This window comes from Pseudodesulfovibrio sp. 7M6 (assembly GCF_050058625.1).
Lineage (GTDB): Bacteria > Desulfobacterota > Desulfovibrionia > Desulfovibrionales > Desulfovibrionaceae > Pseudodesulfovibrio > Pseudodesulfovibrio salinus.
This window is the reverse complement of sequence record NZ_CP188816.1, coordinates 2,828,387-2,845,632: the sequence shown is the minus strand read 5'-3', so window position 1 is coordinate 2,845,632 and position 17,246 is coordinate 2,828,387. Positions and strand designations below refer to the sequence as shown.

The window sequence follows — 17,246 nt, the reverse complement described above, 5'->3', positions numbered from 1 at the left end:
CGCCATGCTGTTTACGCCTACTGTCGTAAAAAACCTGCTGAAGAAGCCTGCCACGAGGAAATACCCCTTCGAGGTGCGTGAGCCGTTCCCGAACTATCGCGGCGAACTGGTCATCGACATCGAAAAGTGCATCTTCTGCGGTACCTGCCAGCGCAAGTGCCCCAGCCAGTGCATCACCGTGGACAAGAACGCGGCTACCTGGCAGTGCGATCCCCATGCCTGCATCTATTGCGCGTATTGCGTGGATGCCTGCCCCACCAAGTGTTTGTCCATGAAGGACGTGCACCGCAAGCCGGTGACCGAGAAGGTCATCTGGATCGAGCAGGGCACCCCGCGCAAGCCGAAGAAAAAGGTTTCGGCGGCGGACAAGCCCGAAGAGGGCAAGGCCGACGCTCCGGCCAAGGAAGCCGGGGTGGAGACTCCTGCCACGGAAGCCAAGGCCGAAGCTCCGGCCAAGGAAGCCAAGGTCGAGACTCCGGCTCCGGAGGCCAAGGTCGAGGCTCCTGCCGAGGAAGCCAAGGTCGAGACTCCTGCCACGGAAGCCAAGACCGAGGCCAAGGCTGAGCCCAAGCAAGAAGCGCCCAAGAAGGGCGGCAAAAAGGGCGGCAAAAAGGGCGGCAAGAAGGGCGGCAAGAAATAGTCGCCTGATGTAATGAAAAAATAAGGCCCCGGCTCACATGAGCCGGGGCCTTTTCGTATGCGTTTTTGCTATGCCCGGATACGTCCGGGCTGCCGGAGAGACCTTAGTAGCGTTCGAATTCGGAATCGCTCTCAGTACCCATATCCAGTGTGACGCCGCGGACGGGGTGAGGGGGTTCCAAGGCTTTGGGGGCCGTCTTCTTGCTTTGCGGCATGGTTTTTTTGTGAACCGATGGCCCGGCCATGGAATTGGTGGCGCGGCGGGACGGTGCCGTATGCTTGACCTTGAAGAAGGCGATGATTTCCTGCAACTCGGCGGCCTGGTCCGAAAGCGCGGTGGTTGTGGAGGCCATTTCCTCGGATACCGCTGCGTTCTGCTGTACCACGCGATCGAGCTGTTGCAGGGCCTCGTTGATTTGCTCCGCCCCAGTCTGTTGTTCGTTGCTTGCTCCGGATATCTCCTGGATGAGTTCCGCTGTTTTTTCGATATCCGGGACAATCTTGTACAGCAGGTCCCCGGCCTTTTCGGCCACGGCCATGCTGGAGGATGAGAGTTCGCTGATTTCGGATGCGGCCTTGCCGCTGCGTTCCGCCAGCTTCCGCACCTCGGCGGCCACCACGGCAAATCCCTTGCCGTGCTCACCGGCCCGGGCGGCTTCGATGGCGGCATTGAGGGCAAGGAGATTGGTCTGCCGCGCAATTTCCTCGACAATGTTGATCTTGTCCGCAATCTGGCGCATGGCGTCCACGGTCTGGCTTACGGCCTCACCTCCGCTCTTGGCATTCCGGGCGGCTTTGGTTGCAAACCCTTCCGTCTCCCGCGCATTGTCGGCATTGGCGCTGATGTTGGCGGCCATCTCTTCCATGGAGGATGATATCTCCTCCAGCGACGCGGCCTGCTGGGTGGCACCTTGGGAAAGAGCCTTGGCCGTGGCGGAAAGTTCCTCGCTGCCGTTGGATACGTTGGTGCTGTCGTCGATGACCCGGCCTATGACACCGTTCACCTTGTCGGCCATGGTATTGAGCGCCCGGAAAATTCCGCCCATGTCGTCCTTGCGGTTGTTCGCAATGCGTTTGGTGTAGTCGCCCTTGGCCGCGTATCTCAGCATGGCCGCGACCCTTGCCAAAGGATTGATGATCAGCCTGTTCAGGTAGAGCCAGATGCCCACGGCGATAAGCAGCAGCGCGACCAGGGAAATGCCCGCCGTGGTCATGCCGTTGGACCAGACCGGGGCCATGATCTCCGCCATGTCGATAAAGGCGATGAATTTCCACTGCAGGTCCGGGGAGGTGCGCACTATGGCCATGTACTCCTTGCCGTTCAGCTCGCCGCGCAAGGAGCCGCTCTGCATGGCAAAGGCCTTGCCGTACATGGACTGATCCAGTCTGTTAATGTCCTTGAAATTATGCTCCTTGTCTGCCGGGTCGGCGATAATCACGCCGTCGTCCTGCACCAGCATCACATAGCCGGTCTTGCCCAGCCGCACCTGTTCTATCTGCTTGGTCAGTTGGGAGAGCGATATATCCATGGCGGCAACACCCAGTATGTCGCCGTTTTTCGTGATGGCCTTGGCCGTGGAGACCATGGCGTTGCCGTTGGTGGAGACATACGCCTTGGAGATGACGGGCAGGTCGGGATGGTTGGCCGCCTCCTGGTACCAGGGGCGGGTCCGAGGATCGTAGCCCGAGGGCATCGGGTCATTGCCGCCGATGATGAAACAGCCGGTTTTGGTGCCTACGTAACAGTCCATGTAGCTGGGGTGGGAGCGGAGAACCATTTGGTAGAGCCGCCGGATTTCCTTGCCGAGAGTGTCCTCCGGGAACGGTTCGTTGCTGTCTCGTTGTTCTCCCAGGAAGTTGCTGGTAATTTCTTCCACTCTACGGACGCGAGGGTCTTCGGCCAGCATGGTCGTGTTGTTTTTCGCTTCATTGAGGAACATGGAGATGGTGCCGTCTATGTGTTCCAACTGGCCCGAGGCCGAGGCTTGGCTCTCCGTCAGCGACTCGTCGTAGATGGACGTCAGGCTGATCGTTAGGGTGGCCACACTGAGCGCGACAAGCGAGACAGTGAAGGCGAGTAGGATTTTTGTACGGATATTGAGTTGGATCATCGGAATCTCCTTTGTCGGTAAGTACGTGGAATGAGCGGTGAAAAGCTAAGCGACTTGCTCAAGATAATCCACATAAAATGAGTGCCGGTTTCGTGAAAATCCGGTTTGTTTCCGGCCGCGCGGCAGGGGGCCGGGACGCTTGGCTTGCACAACGAAATCGAGTAATGTCCCTCTCCTTATGCAGCGCAAGCAGACAAGAGCCGTGCAGGTGGGCACCGTGGGCGTGGGCGGGGATAACCCGGTCCGGGTCCAGTCCATGTGCAATACCGACACGCGGGATGTGGAAGCCACTCTGGCGCAGATACGCGAACTGGCAGAGGCCGGGTGTGAGATCGTGCGTCTTGCCGTGCCCGATGACAAGGCCGCGGCCGTGCTGGCCGACATCCGGCACGAGTCCCCGGTGCCGCTCATCGCGGATATTCATTTCGACTACCGGCTGGCCCTGGCCGCCATGGACGCGGGTTTTGACGGCCTGCGCATCAACCCCGGCAATATCGGCGGGGAGGAAAAGGTGGACGCGGTGGTTCGCGCTGCCAAGGAACGCGGAACGCCCATTCGCATCGGCGTCAATTCCGGCTCGCTGGAAAAGGACCTGCTGAAGCAGTACGGCGGCCCCGCGCCGGAAGCCATGGTCGAGTCCGGCCTGCGCCATGTGGCCATGCTGGAAAAGCGCGGTTTCCACGACATCAAGATTTCGCTCAAGTCGTCTTCCGTGCTGAATACCGTGGCCGCCTACCGGCTGATGTCGCAGCGGGTGGATTACCCCCTGCATATCGGCGTCACCGAAGCGGGAACCCTGGTGCGCGGCGCGGTCAAGTCTGCGGTTGGCCTCGGCATTCTGCTCTCGGAGGGCATAGGCGACACCCTGCGTGTCTCCCTGACCCACGATCCCGTGGCCGAGATCGGCGTGGCCTATGAAATTTTGCGCTCTCTGGGACTGAGGGAGCGTGGGCCGGAGATCGTCTCCTGCCCCACCTGCGGCCGCACCGAGATCAACCTCATAGGCCTGGCCGAACAGGTCGAGGAGGCATTGCGCGGTGTGGAAGAGGTGTTCACCGTGGCCGTAATGGGCTGCGTGGTAAACGGACCCGGCGAGGCGCGGGAAGCGGACATCGGCATTGCCGGCGGCCGCGATCTCGGCATCATCTTCCGCAAGGGAGAGGTGGTACGCAAGGTCCACGGCGACGGGAACCTGTTGCCGGAATTCATGAAAGAAATCGATAAATTCCTGGAAGAAAGGAGAGGTTGAACAATGCGTCTTTCCCGGTACTACATTCCCACCCTCAAGGAGAGCCCGGCCGACGCCGAGGTGGTCTCCCACAAACTGCTGATGCGCGCGGGCATGATCCGCAAGCTTACCAGCGGCATCTACAACTATCTGCCGCTCGGCCTGCGCTCCATCAACAAGGTGGCGAACATCGTGCGCGAGGAAATGAACCGCGCCGGGGCCCTGGAGGTCCTGCTGCCCATGGTTCAGCCCGCCGACCTGTGGCAGGAAACCGGCCGTTGGGACTACTACGGCAAGGAACTGCTCCGCTTCAACGATCGTCACGACCGCGACTACTGCCTCGGACCCACCCACGAGGAGGTCATGACCGATCTGGTGCGCGGCGAGATCAAGTCCTACAAGCAACTGCCCATCAATCTCTACCAGATTCAGACCAAGTTCCGCGACGAGATCCGTCCCCGCTTCGGTCTGATGCGCGGCCGCGAGTTCATCATGAAGGACGGCTACTCCTTTGACCGGGACGAAGCCGGTGCCGAGGCCTCCTACTGGAACATGTTCGAGGCATACAAGAAGGCCTTTTCCCGCATTGGCCTGCGTTTCAAGCCGGTCCAGGCCGATTCCGGCGCCATCGGCGGCGATTTTTCCCACGAGTTCATGGTCCTGGCCGATACCGGCGAGGACACCATCGCCTCCTGCCATTCCTGCGAGTTTGCGGCCAACCTGGAGAAGGCCCGTGTTGTCACGCCCGAGGGCGAGGATATGACCAACGCGGACTGTCCGGCCATGGAGCCGGTGGCCACCCCCGGTTCCCACACCGTGGACGAGGTGTGCGCCTTCCTCTCCATCAGCCCGGACAAGCTTATAAAGACCCTGCTGCTGGTGGTGGACGGCGACAAGCCCGTGGCCGCTCTGGTACGGGGAGACCGAGAACTGAACGAGATCAAGCTGCGTAATTTGGTCGGCGGCAATGAGATCGAGTTTGCGGACGAGGCCACCGTCAAGCGGATTACCGGTGCCCCTGTTGGTTTTGCCGGTCCCGCCGGTCTGGCCGAGGACGTTCCGGTCTATGCGGACAACGAGCTGCGTCTGGCAACCGACTGGGTTGCTGGCGGCAACAAGGCCGACACCCACGTCCAGCATCTTTCCCTGGGCCGTGACTGCACCGTCGAGGCATTCGCGGACCTGCGCGTCATCGAGCCCACGGACGTTTGTCCGGAGTGCGGCGGCGAAATCGAATTCACCAAGGGCATTGAGGTCGGCCATGTCTTCAAACTCGGCCTCAAGTACTCTGCCAAGATGGAAGCCACCTTCCTGGACGAGAACGGCAAGACCCAGCCCATGGTCATGGGTTGCTACGGCATCGGCGTTTCGCGCATCGTGGCCTCGGCCATCGAGCAGAACAACGACGAGAACGGCTGCTGCTTCCCCCCGGCCATCGCACCATTCGAGGTCTGCCTGATCTCGCTGGGCGGCAAGGACGAGGCCGTGGAGGCCAAGGCCGAGGACCTGTACGAAACCATCCTCGGCATGGGCGTGGACGTTGCCTACGACGACCGCAAGGAACGTCCCGGCGTCAAGTTTGCCGAGGCTGACCTCATCGGCTACCCCATGCAGCTCGTGCTGGGTGGCAAGGGGCTCAAAAACGGCATCATCGAAGCCAAGGACCGCAAGACCAGCGAGAAGATCGAACTCCCGCTGGAAGGCTTTGCCGAGGCTTTTGCCGAGTGGCGCAAGGACATCTGGAGCAAGTGGGGGCTTTCCCTGTAAGCTGGCTCAACACGGCGATCTGCCTCATTATATGAGGTGTTGAATTATAAAATAAGGCCGAAGCGCATGTTGTGTGCTTCGGCCTTTGATTTTGTCATTGCCGCCATTCCGCTTTCCGGAATGGCGGCAATGTTTTTATCTGTGCGTCAGGATTGCTGGTCCTTGTCGGCATTGCTTACCAGAGAAGCGATGCTTTCCAGGGTCTTGCCCCTGGACTGGGCCAGTTTCTTCCATTTGCGTTTTTCCTGCTTGAGCGCCTCTATGGTGTGCAGCAGGTTCTTGACGGTCTGCGCCGGGTAGCCGTGTGTACCGCGGTTGCCCTGGCGCAACTCCTCGTCGTTGCGTTGCCGGATAGAGGCAATCTGGTTGGCGTCGAGGATCATGGCCGTATTGTTTCCGATTAAACGGCGGCGTTGCAGCAGAAGCTGTCGGCCGTGTATTCCACGCGTTCCTTGTACTCTTCCTGCTTACCCTTGTTCCAGCGGCTCACCGGGCGGTAGTAGCCCACCACACGGGTGTAGACTTCGGCTTCCTTGCCGCAGGTCGGGCAATTGAAGTGCTCGCCGTACAAGTAGCCGTGGTCCTCGCACACCGAGAAGGTCGGGGTGATCGAGATGTAGGGAATCTTGGTTTTGCTCATGGCCTTGAGCAGGAAGTTCTTCACGCTCTCCTCATCCGGAGCGGCCTCGCCCAGGAAGGTGTGGAAGACCGTGCCGCCGTTGTACAGCGTCTGGAGCGCGTCCTGGTGCTCCAGGGCGAAGAACGCATCGGAGCTGACGCCCACGGGCAGCAGGGTGGAGTTGGTGTAGTAAGGCGTGTCGCCACCGGAGGTCTTGATGTCCGAGTACAGCTCGCGGTCGATCTTGGCCAGACGGTAGCAGGTGCCTTCACCCGGCGTGGCTTCGAGGTTGTACAGGTTGCCGGTCTCCTCCTGGAACTTGACCACCAGACGGCGCAGGTGGCGCAGCACACGCTGCATCAGCGCGGAGCCGGAGCGGGTCTCGATGCCCTTGCCGAGCAGGTTGAGGCATGCCTCGTGCCCGCCGATGAGGCCGATGGTGGAGAAGTGGCCCTTGAGCCCGTTCTTCAGGTAGCGGCGGGAGTAGGGGAACATGCCCGCGTCCATGTTCTTCTCGACGATCTTGCGCTTGTACTCCAGGGATTGGCTTGCCAACTGGGCGTACTCGGATACCAGATCCAGGAAGTCCTCCTCGTTGTGCGCCAGATAGGCGAGCTTGGGGAGGTTCAGGGTGACCACGCCGATGGAGCCGGTCAGGTCTCCGGCGCCGAAGAGGCCGCCGGTCTTTTTGCGGATTTCGCGCAGGTCCATCTGGAGACGGCAGCACATGGAGCGCACGTCTTCCGGATTGAGGTCGGAATTGATGAAGTTCTGGAAATACGGCGCGCCGTATTTGGCCGTCATCTGAAGCAGGAGGTGGCCCACCTCGGAATCCCAGGGGAAGTCCTTGGTCACGTTGTAGGTAGGGATGGGGAAGGAGAAGATGCGGCCGTCCGCGTCGCCTTCCAGCATGACCTCAAGGAACGCCTTGTTGATCAGGGCCATTTCCTCCGCATATTCGCCGTAGGTGGAATCCACCAGCTGGCCGCCCAGAATTACCGCTTCCTTGGCGATGTGCGCCGGGGGCACCACATCGAAGGTGAAGTTGGTGAACGGGCTCTGGCCGCCCCAGCGGGAAGTGGCGTTCAGGTTGTGAAGCAGCTTCTGAATCTGCTGCTTGATATCGTGGTAGCTCAGGCTGTCGTGGCGGACGAACGGGGCAAGGTAGGTATCCACATTGTTGAAGGCCTGGGCACCGGCCCACTCATTCTGCAACGTGCCGAGGAAGTTGACGATCTGACCGCAGGCCGCGTCAAAGTGCTTGGCGGGGTGGGAGGAGCAGCGGTCACGCAGGTTGAAGCCTTCCAGCAGCAGGTCGCGCAGGGACCAGCCGGAGCAGTATCCGGCCAGGCCGAAGGAGAGGTCGTGGATGTGAAAATAGCCGTGGTTGTGCGCCAGCCGCACTTCCTCGGGGTACTTCTCCAGCACGTAGCGGGCCTGGACCGATCCGGCCATGTGCAGGATCAGGCCCTGGAAGGAATGGACCATGTTGGAGTTTTCGCTGACGCGCCAGTCGATGTTGTCCAGGTAGCTTTCCGTAACCCGGGTGATGTCAAGGTAGGCATCGTTCTGGGAGCGCAGCTCGCGCCGCTTTTCGCGATAGATGATGTAGCGTTCGGCCACCTTGTACAGCCGGGCTTCCATGAGCACCTGCTGGACGATGTCCTGGACTTGTTCCTGCTCGGGAATGTCCACGCCTGCGAGTTTCTTTTCAACCTTTCCGGCCAGTCGGTCGGCAAGGAGCGGATCTTTGATTCCGCTACCGTTGAGAGCCTTGAAGATGGCGGCTCCGATACGTTTGGTGGACCAGGTTTCGATGCATCCGTCGCGTTTAAGAATCTGTTTTGGCATTGAGGCTCTTGCGGCAAACAGCCTGTGCGGAGAACGGCCGGGGCCGTTGTCGGCTGGTTGCCCGATTGTCTGTTGGAAGGCCGTGGCAGTACCGCAGCGATCCGGCAATCGGTTGTCGTGTAAATGATGCGCTTCTCCATCGGCGGTCTCCGCGAACCGCTTCCGGTGAGGTGCGCTTCAGGTAGGTCTTCTGGCTTTCCCCAGCCGTTTCGCCTTCCCGTCCCAAGGACAGTGGCTTTCGAAACGGCCTTTCAAGGGGGATCACAGCGGCGGGACCGCTCCGGTTTTACACCGGATTCCCTGTTATGGCCTGACGGCCACCCGAAGGACTTCGTTGATCGCACAAGACTAGCTCAAGCGTTCGTCGAGTGCAATACGGTTAGGTGTTCACCACCTGGGTTTGGTGGGTTGGAGGGGGACAATCGCTTGAAACGAAAAGTGATTTTTTCTAGATAAATTTTGACTCACTCAAGGTAGGTAAACGAGAGGTCTTGATTTGGTTTTTGGGGAAAAGGCTGGAGGGAACGGAAAAATGTGAAAGATAAAAAGGCAGATAAGGAGTCGCCTCCGGCGGGATTTATGTGAGAGTGTTTCGCACCCTCAAGGTGCGAGTTACTTTTGGACCAGAGCGCCCAAAAGTAACCAAAAAGCGCTCTTGGGGTGCCATGCCCATCACCCCGGTGACGGGCCAAGAATCTGATCCAAGCGGCCTACGCTCCCGCGTCCCAAGGCAGGAAGCACTAAACCGCCGGGCCGCGAAGATTCGCTCCGGCCGTTTGGTCAGCTTCTAAGCCGCATCCCCGAAGGGCTTCTTCGAAGCAGCTTGGCTATTCGCCATTAAGGCAAGTAACAGCGTGATTATCCGCAAAAGAAGGTCCTGAAGACAACCGTCCGGTCCCGAAAGGCGTTGTTGTTAATTCGGATGAGACTAGCCCTGTGTTTCGGCGGTTAGCAACCGACCAAGCGGGTAAGGCGGCTCCCGTCAGCCACCCGGACGGATAGTGGCAACCTCGATCTGTTCGCGGAGAAACGGGACTATACTTTTCATGAGATGGAGCCGTCCCGCTTGGATCGGGTGCTTCGGGCGAAGCACGTAGGCGGTCAAGCTACCCGCAAGGGCCTTTTTGCTTCTTTTTGGCCCAGCAAAAAGAAAGCGCCGCCCGCAACCAACGGGAATGCAGCGATGCACGCAGTGCACCTGCCCGAATGGGCAGGAAGACGCGAAGCGGCTTGAGCGGCCGTAGGGCATTGGAGTGATTTTGAAGCCGAACGGCTTCAAACCCGGCTCTCCTTCCCCGATCCAGAAGAAAGGACCGCCCCCAATCCCGAGTGCGGCCCTTCCGTTTATATTAGACGGCTGCGTGATCCTCCCGCAGCCGCTTCGCCGCCGCAACCATATTCCGCAGCGACGGGATCACCTCCTCCCAATGGCGGGTTTTCAACCCGCAGTCAGGATTGACCCACAGCCGGTCGGCGGGGATGACCTTGAGCGCATGTTGCAGCAGCCCGAGGATTTCGTCCTCGTCCGGCACACGCGGACTGTGGATGTCGTACACCCCCGGCCCGATCTCGGCCGGATAGTCGAAGGTCTCGAACGCGTCGAGCAACTCCATGCGGCTCCGGCTCGCCTCGATGCTGATGACGTCCGCGTCCATCGCCGCTATCCAAGGCAGGATGGCGTTGAACTCGCTGTAGCACATGTGGGAGTGAATCTGTGTTGCGTCGGCCACGCCGCCCGAGGTGAGGCGGAAGCAGTCCACGGCCCAGCGCAGGTAGGTTTCCTGTTCGGCCTTGCGCAGGGGCAGCCCTTCGCGCAGGGCGGCCTCGTCGATCTGGATGATGTGGATGCCCGCCTTTTCCAGGTCCAGCACCTCGTCGCGCATAGCCAGGGCGAGCTGGCGGCAGACCTCGGCGCGGGGCAGGTCGTCGCGCACGAAACTCCAGCACAGGATGGTCACCGGACCGGTTATCATCCCCTTCATGGGCCTATCCGTGAGCGACTGGGCGTAGAGCGCCCACTCCACCGTCATGGATGCCGGGCGGGATACGTCGCCGTAGATGACCGGCGGCTTGACGCAGCGGCTGCCGTAGCTCTGCACCCATCCGTTGCCGGTGAAGCAGAAACCGTCGAGCTGCTGGCCGAAGTACTCGACCATGTCGTTGCGTTCCGGTTCGCCGTGCACCAAAACGTCGAGGCCCAGCTCGTGCTGCCGGTCCACCACCTCGGCGATGTAGCCGCGCATGGCGTCTTTATATGTGGTTTCGTCGATCTCGCCTTTTTTGAAACGCAGACGGTCCCGGCGGATTTCCGTGGTCTGCGGATAGGAGCCGATGGTCGTGGTGGGGAACTTCGGCAGGCCGAGGTTGGCGTGTTGGGTGGCCAACCGCTCGGCCACGGGGGTGCTTCTTGTCAGCATGGAACCGGTCACGGAATCGGCCCGGCCCCGCACCGCCGGATCATTGACCCCGGGGTGGGCGGCACGCGCCGAGAGTGCGGCGGCGTTCTCCTCGAACAGGGGGGTAGCGCTTCCCTCCGCATGTCGTTTGAGGGCAGCCACTTCGGCGCACTTCTGTACGGCAAAGGCCATCCATGACTTGATGTTGGGGTCAAGCCCGGTCTCAGCTTCGATGTCCACCGGCGTGTGCAGCAGGGAGCAACTGGTGGCTATCATGATGTTGTCGCCGCCGCGCTGCGCTCGAGCGGTTTCCAGCTTTTTTGCCGCGCCGTTCAGGTCCGTGCGCCAGATGTTTCGGCCGTCCACCAACCCGAGGGAGAGGACTTTGTCTTTGGGCAGGGTGTCGAGCACAGTGCCGAATTCGCCCATGCCGCGGATCAGGTCCACATGCAGGCCCTCCACGGGCAGGGAGCAGGCGAGTTTCAAGTTGTCGCCCATGCCGCCGAAATAGGTGGTGAGCAACAGGCGGGCGTCGCCCATGGCCTTGCTCAACCGTCCGTAGGCAAAGGGAAAGGCGTCGATTGCGCCGGGTGGGAGATCGGTGCAGAGCACGGGCTCATCGATCTGGACCCAGCTGCACCGGCCTGACAGGGCGTTGAGCACGGTTGCGTATGCGTCTATCAGGTCCGGCAACAGGTCGTAGCGATCACCCCCAAGCTCCTTGGCCAGCAGCAGGAAGGTAAATGGACCGACCAGGACCGGCTTGGGGCGGCACCCCATGGCGGCCACGGCCTCGGCATCCGCCAGCAGGCGGGAGGGATCGGCCGCGAAACGGGTGTCCGGCGTCAGTTCCGGCGCAATGTAGTGGTAGTTGGTGTCGAACCACTTGGTCATTTCCATGGCCGGGATGGAGCGCGGAGCATCGCCCCGCGCCATGCGGAAATAGGTGGCGAGGTCCACGCCGCCACCGGCATGCTCGAATCGTTCGGGTACGGCCCCGAGCAGGGCGGCGGTGTCCAGGACGTGGTCGTAGAAGGAAAAGTCCCCCACGGGCAGCAGGTCCATGCCAGCCTCGGCCTGGATGGCCCAGTGGCGTTTCTTGAGCTCATCCGCCGTTTCCAGCAGATCGGTCTCGGAAATCTCGCCGCGCCAGAATTTTTCCAGCGCCCACTTCAATTCACGGTTGCTCCCCATCCGGGGAAATCCCAAAACGTGCGCGTTCATGTCTTCTCCATGTCACAGAGGTCACAGGGTGTACGACGTGGAGCGCCCGTCCCGCAGCGCAGGGTACGCAGCGACGTGCCGATCGGGGATGCGGTCCCCGATCGGATTACGTGCGATGCCGGTCTGGTCGCGAGACCGTTCGCTCCTGGCGGGACGTCTTCTGGCTCCCGGCCCCATCATGTTGAGAACCTTCCCGATTCCGGTGATTCTCAACGGGTTTGTGCCGGTTACAGCGGCGCGTCCGCAGCGGTTTTTCACCGCTTTCCGTTTCCCGCCAAATTCCTATATCTGGATTTATTGATATAGAAGACGGGTCCATCTGGCAAGCGATTTGTCCTGAGGGTGATCGGTGTGAGCGGCGCATGGCGGTTCCGGTCAGACATGATTGCGCAACATCAGTTCCGCGGGGTAGGGCGTGAGGTAGTATTGCTTGGCGAGGTAGTCCTTGCCGTACTTGCGTACATAGTGGTTGAGAAGCGTTATGGGTACGATGAGCGGGAGTAGTCCGATGCGGAATTGGTCGATGAGGGTGCCCAGTTCTTCCTTCTCCTCCGGGGTGAGTTCCTTCTTGAAATAGCCCATGGCGTGTTGCAGCACGTTGGCGTGCTTGCCGGGAGTGGGCTTGAGGGTGAGGGCGGCGAGCAACCCTTCCAGGTAGTTTTTGCAGACTTGCTCCAGCGGGTCGGTCCCGGCTGTGGCCACCAGCTTGCCGAGGGAACGGTAGCGGTCCACGGAATGAGCCATGACCAACAGCTTATGCCGGGAGTGGAAGTCCACCAGCTTGCCCGGCGTGGCCTGCGGCCCCATGGCCTCGCGCCAGCGGCGCAGGGTAAAGAGTCGGGAGATGAAATTTTCGCGGATGGCGGGATCGCGCAACCGGCCGTCGTCCTCGAAGGGAAGCAGTGGGAAGCGGTCCATGACCATGCGCCCCCACATGCCGATTCCGGACCGGGTGGCCGCACCCTTGCCGCTGTAGACCTTCACCCGCGACATGCCGCAGGTGGGCGAGCCGAATTGAAAGACATAGCCGTCCAGATTCAGCCGGTTCAGTTCCTCCAGCCTGACTTTTGCCCAGTCCAGCATGGTGGTCGTCCAGTCCGCGCCGGACTTGCGCCCTACCAGAAGCGGGTTTTCCGGATCGCCGGCAAGACGGATGGCCTCGCGCGGCACGGACATGCCGCATTCCACTTCCGGGCATACGGGCACCCATTCCACGAACTGGCCGAGGGTGTCCCGCAAGTAGCGGTCCAGCTTGTGCGTGCCGTCGTAGCGCACCTCCTCACCCAGCAGGCAACGGGCGATTCCCAGGCGCGGCCTCGGCGATTCAATGGTCATCGAGGTGCTCCGAGTTTTTTGATCATGGGGTGAAGGTAGGGCAATGGGGCGAGGACGGGAATTATTCTTTCTCTTTTCTTGCGTCTGATCGGGAGGCAAAAGCTCCATAAAAACAAGGGGCGCACTCACGTGCACCCCTCGTTTTTGATTAGTTCAGGCCTGTACTCGTTACTTGGCTCCGGCGGGTAGGAAGCCGAACGGCTTTGCCGTCTGGCCGAGCTTCGCTGCATCTCCGGCAAAGGGCTTGCCGTCAACCTTCAGGACCGATCCTTCGGTCAACGGGATTCTCCGGGTGGACGCCTTGGCGGAGAAATCGATTTCCTTGAGCGGAATCCAAATCAGATACGGGCTGCGCGGCGACTCGAAGTAGTAGACCTTGTTTTTCTGGTCCGAGACCACACGCCACTGGGTGGAGCTGATGTTGGGCTGGCCCGGCGTGCTGATGCCCAGTGGGACCGAGACATTGCGGATGACGCCGAAGGTGCTGGCCAGCGCCTCGTTGATGTCGCTGGTTTGGGGAATGATCTTGATATAGAACGAGGCGCGGACAAAGCGGTCGCTCGCGCGGTTGGTGCCGGGGAGCATGGTCGTGCCGCCGATGTTCTCCCAGTAGGCGGTGAGGGCCAACTGCTGGTCGTAGGTCGGGGAGTTGGTCATGACCTGATACTGGCGGCCATGGTGGATGACGAGGCGGCCGTCGATGTATTCGAGAATGGCGGAATCCCCGCTGGGGTCGGAGAGGGCCAGATGCGCGGTCCCGGCCTGTCCGTCGGGCGTCTTCGGCTCCACCAGGTAGAATTCTTCTTTTTTGAGTGCCTTCACTGCCTCGGCCACGGTGCCGAAGTTGTCCAGCACGTACTGGCCCCATGCGGAGACGGACATGGCCTTTTTGCCCTTCACCGGCTTGCCGTAATCCGACTCGGCCAGATAGAGCACATCGACCACCAGTCCGGCTTCGTTCATGCCGTCGATGGTGGTCACGTCCCACCCGCCCACGGTCACGCTGCCGTATTTCGAGGTCCAGGAGAATCCGTCGGCCCCGCCGCTGCTGTTACGGGACAAGCCCCGGGGGTAAATCCAGAGATTGGAGTGCTGCGATCCCTTCCAGTCATTGGAGCGGGAAGTGAGCACGATATTGTCCGGGCCGAGGTAGGTCGCCCGGCTGCACGCGGAGGCCGAAGAGGTGAAGACCGTCGATACGAGAACAAGGGCAAGGAGCGCCGTTGAAAGTGCCAGAGCTGTCGTCCACATGGCGGGTGTCTCCATTTTACTGTGTTGCACTGTTGCTGTCCTTTTATGCCGTGTTTGGAATGTTGCGGGTTAATGGTTGCGCGGACAATGGTGTCTCTCTTGTATCGGGATAAGCGTTGCCCGTGCTGCTGTTCAATTCATCTTGCTGAGATGTTAACCAAAATGGTTACGGATAGAATAGGCTGGCAGCCAAAGGGTTGCAAGACGGGAGTGGTGTTTATTCGTATATTCCGTGGAAACGGCTTGGGGCGCGGCAAGAGCATAAAAAAAGACCCGCCCGCTTCCCGTGTGGGAAAGCGGGCGGGCCGAATCTATGGGGTTATTTCCAGTACATGGATTCTTCCACGGCGGTCAGCAGCTCCTTGATGCCGTCGGGATCGACATCGCCGATGTTGCCGATGCGAAAGGTGTCCGCGCCGGTAACCTTGCCGGGGTAGACCACCCAGCCGCGCGACTTGAGCTCCTCATAAAACTCCTTGAAGTCGTAAGAGGGGGCGGAGGGGTTGATGAAGGAAGTGATGATCGGGGACTGGAAATCGTCGGGCAGCAGGCACTCGTAGCCCAGGGCGCGCATCCCCGCCACCAGGGTGTCGTGGTTCTCGCTGTAGCGGGCATGGCGCGCGGCCACGCCGCCTTCCTCGTCCAGCTCGTTCATGGCCTGGGCAAAGGCCCGGACCACGTGGGTGGGGGAGGTGAAGCGCCACTTGCCGTTCTTGTATTCCATCTCGTGCCACTGGTGGTACAGGTCCAGGCTCAGGGAACGGGCGTTGCCCTCGCATTTCTCCAGTTCGCTGCGGCGGGCGACGACGAAACCGAATCCGGGTACGCCCTGGATGCACTTGTTGGCGCTGGAAATGAGGAAGTCCGCGTCCAGGGTCTTGATGTCGATGGGAATGCCGCCGAAGCTGGACATGGCGTCCACGATGTAGATCTTGCCCTTGCCCTTGACCACCTTGCCGATGGCTTCCACCGGGTTGAGCATGCCGGTGGTGGTCTCGCAGTGGACCACGGCCACGTGGGTGATGGCCGGATCGGCGTCCAGGGCTTTTTCAATATCCTCGGGCGTGGGGCGGCCCACTTCGCTCAGCTGCATGACCGTTGTCGGGATGGCCAGCCGCTCCGCAATGACGCCGATGCGGTCGCCGTAGTGGCCGTTTGCCACCACCAGGAGCTTGCCGCCCTCGCGGGGCAGGGTCGTGCCGATGGTGGATTCCACGGCAAAGGTGCCGCTGCCCTGCATAAGCACGGAGGTGAACTCGTCTCCGCCGCCGGCCAGCGTGACCAGCCGGGCGCGGATGTCCTGGACTATGGAATTGTAGTCGTTATCCCAGGTACACCAGTCGCGCAGCATGGTCGCCTTGACAGACTTGGTGGTGGAGAGCGGGCCCGGGGTCAGGAGAACATAGGGATTGTCGGGAAGCTGTTTCAGATCCATGGTCATATCCTCATTTGTTCAGTCCGCGTTCCCGCTCCACGTCCGCGATGGACGTTTCGAGAATTTCGAGGGCGCGAACCATCTCTTCGTCGGTTATTGTCAGGGGCGGGGTCAGCGTTAGAAAGTTCCCGCCCGATATCTTGAAACTCAGGCCGCGTTCCAGGCAGCGGTAGAGCACCTTGTCCGCTTCGGCCGTGGCCGGGTTGCCGTTCTCGTGCACCAGCTCCACGCCCATGGACAGGCCGATGCCGCGTGCGTCGCCCACCAGCGTGTGGTTGGCGGCCATGGCGCGCAGCCGGTCCAAGATGGCCGCGCCCAGCGCGCGGGAGCGGCAGCACAGCCCCTCGCGTTCGATGACCTCGATGGCGGCCAGTCCGGCGGCGCAGGCAACCGGGCTTTTTTCATGGGTATAGTGGCCCAGCGCGATATCTCCGGCCTGGTCGAAGTCCCGCCGGGCGATGATGGCCGCCAGCGGGAAGATGCCGCCGCCCAGCCCCTTGCCCAGGGTGACGATGTCCGGCACCACGCCGAAGTTCTCGAAGGCGAACATGGTCCCGGTGCGACCCAGGCACACGGCGGTCTCGTCAAAGATGAGCAGCGCCCCATGGCGGTCGCACGCTTCGCGGATAAACGCCCAGTACCCTTTGGGCGGCGGGTTGACCGTGGTGCAGCGCACTGGCTCGGCCAGCACGCAGGCCACGTCGCCTTCCTTCTCCAGCACGTAGTCCACATACTTGGCGCAGCGCAGGTCGCAGTTTTCACACTTGCCGCCTGGGTTGAACAGGCAGCGGTACGGTTCGGCCGGGGGCACGTGTTCCGTGCCGGGCATCAGCGGCCCGATCCCGGCACGAAAGAGTGCCTCGCCGCCCACGGAGATGGCGTCCAGCGACGCCCCATGGAACGAGTCCCACATGGAAAGGGTCTTGAATCGGCCGGTGACTACGCGGGCGAGCTTGAGCGCCATGCCGATGGCCGAGGTCCCGCCCGGAGCAAAGAGCACTTTGCCCAAGTCTCCGGGGGCCAGTTCCACCAATTTCTGGGCCAGCCGTACTGCCGGTTCGTTGGTGTAGCGGCGCGGCGAAAACGACAGGGTGTCGAGCTGGTCGCGCACCGCCTCCATGACATACGGGTTGGCATAGCCCACCTGATGTACGGAGTTGCCGTGGAAATCGAGCAGCTCGCGGCCGTCCATGTCGCGCAGCAGGCTGCCCGCGCATCCGGTCAGCGCGTCCAGGCAGGGCGTGGAAAGCGACTGGTGCAGGAACACCGCCGCATCCTCGTCCAGCAGGGCGCGCGTCCGGTCCGACAGGGTGTCTATCCACCGTTGCCGGTTGGGGGAGAGGTTGACGTCCCCCTCGGTGAGGCGTGGCTTCTTGCCGGTCATGGTTTT

At 61.3% G+C, this 17,246-nt stretch carries 11 protein-coding genes and 2 riboswitches; of the genes, 3 read left to right on the top strand and 8 right to left on the bottom strand.

Annotation, left to right across the window (positions count from 1 at the left end; genetic code table 11):
- Positions 1-4: 4 nt before the first annotated feature.
- Positions 5-640: a 4Fe-4S binding protein gene (locus tag ACI0FG_RS13355; RefSeq protein ID WP_419785495.1), complete on the top strand. Its 636-nt coding sequence runs from the start codon at positions 5-7 to the stop codon at positions 638-640.
- A 103-nt stretch (positions 641-743) separates the two neighbouring features.
- Here the strand turns inward: ACI0FG_RS13355 and ACI0FG_RS13350 are convergent, their stop codons facing one another.
- The gene (locus tag ACI0FG_RS13350) at positions 744-2,750 is read right to left on the bottom strand and encodes a methyl-accepting chemotaxis protein (RefSeq protein WP_419785494.1); all 2,007 of its coding nucleotides are present in this window, start codon (positions 2,748-2,750) and stop codon (positions 744-746) included.
- 178 nt (positions 2,751-2,928) lie between these two features.
- Here ACI0FG_RS13350 and ispG point away from each other — a divergent pair, with 178 nt between their 5' ends.
- Complete coding sequence (gene ispG / locus ACI0FG_RS13345) at positions 2,929-3,999, top strand: flavodoxin-dependent (E)-4-hydroxy-3-methylbut-2-enyl-diphosphate synthase (protein WP_419785493.1); 1,071 nt, start codon at positions 2,929-2,931, stop codon at positions 3,997-3,999.
- Between the two features lie 3 nt (positions 4,000-4,002).
- The gene (locus ACI0FG_RS13340; protein WP_419785492.1) at positions 4,003-5,745 is read left to right on the top strand and encodes a proline--tRNA ligase; all 1,743 of its coding nucleotides are present in this window, start codon (positions 4,003-4,005) and stop codon (positions 5,743-5,745) included.
- Positions 5,746-5,891: 146 nt separating this feature from the next.
- Here ACI0FG_RS13340 and ACI0FG_RS13335 read toward each other — a convergent pair whose 3' ends face one another.
- From ACI0FG_RS13335 to pbfA, 7 genes are all read right to left on the bottom strand, one after another.
- Positions 5,892-6,128, bottom strand: coding sequence for a hypothetical protein (locus ACI0FG_RS13335; RefSeq protein WP_419785491.1), 237 nt, complete (start codon positions 6,126-6,128; stop codon positions 5,892-5,894).
- A 17-nt stretch (positions 6,129-6,145) separates the two neighbouring features.
- A complete protein-coding gene (locus ACI0FG_RS13330; protein WP_419785490.1) occupies positions 6,146-8,215 on the bottom strand; it encodes a ribonucleoside triphosphate reductase in 2,070 nt (689 codons plus the stop codon).
- Between the two features lie 163 nt (positions 8,216-8,378).
- Positions 8,379-8,555: riboswitch (cobalamin riboswitch) on the bottom strand.
- 1,009 nt (positions 8,556-9,564) lie between these two features.
- Positions 9,565-11,835, bottom strand: a complete 2,271-nt coding sequence (gene metE, locus ACI0FG_RS13325; protein WP_419785489.1) for a 5-methyltetrahydropteroyltriglutamate--homocysteine S-methyltransferase — start codon at positions 11,833-11,835, stop codon at positions 9,565-9,567.
- Between the two features lie 133 nt (positions 11,836-11,968).
- Positions 11,969-12,170: riboswitch (cobalamin riboswitch) on the bottom strand.
- A 40-nt stretch (positions 12,171-12,210) separates the two neighbouring features.
- Positions 12,211-13,170 (bottom strand): YbgA family protein, encoded by a 960-nt coding sequence (locus tag ACI0FG_RS13320; protein ID WP_419785488.1) that lies wholly within the window; start codon positions 13,168-13,170, stop codon positions 12,211-12,213.
- A 168-nt stretch (positions 13,171-13,338) separates the two neighbouring features.
- Positions 13,339-14,421: a linear amide C-N hydrolase gene (locus tag ACI0FG_RS13315; RefSeq protein ID WP_419785487.1), complete on the bottom strand. Its 1,083-nt coding sequence runs from the start codon at positions 14,419-14,421 to the stop codon at positions 13,339-13,341.
- Positions 14,422-14,740: 319 nt separating this feature from the next.
- Positions 14,741-15,856, bottom strand: coding sequence for a 2-aminoethylphosphonate--pyruvate transaminase (gene phnW, locus ACI0FG_RS13310; RefSeq protein WP_419785486.1), 1,116 nt, complete (start codon positions 15,854-15,856; stop codon positions 14,741-14,743).
- A gap of 10 nt (positions 15,857-15,866) precedes the next feature.
- Positions 15,867-17,240, bottom strand: a complete 1,374-nt coding sequence (gene pbfA, locus ACI0FG_RS13305) for a (R)-1-hydroxy-2-aminoethylphosphonate ammonia-lyase (protein ID WP_419785485.1) — start codon at positions 17,238-17,240, stop codon at positions 15,867-15,869.
- Between the last annotated feature and the right edge of the window lie 6 nt (positions 17,241-17,246).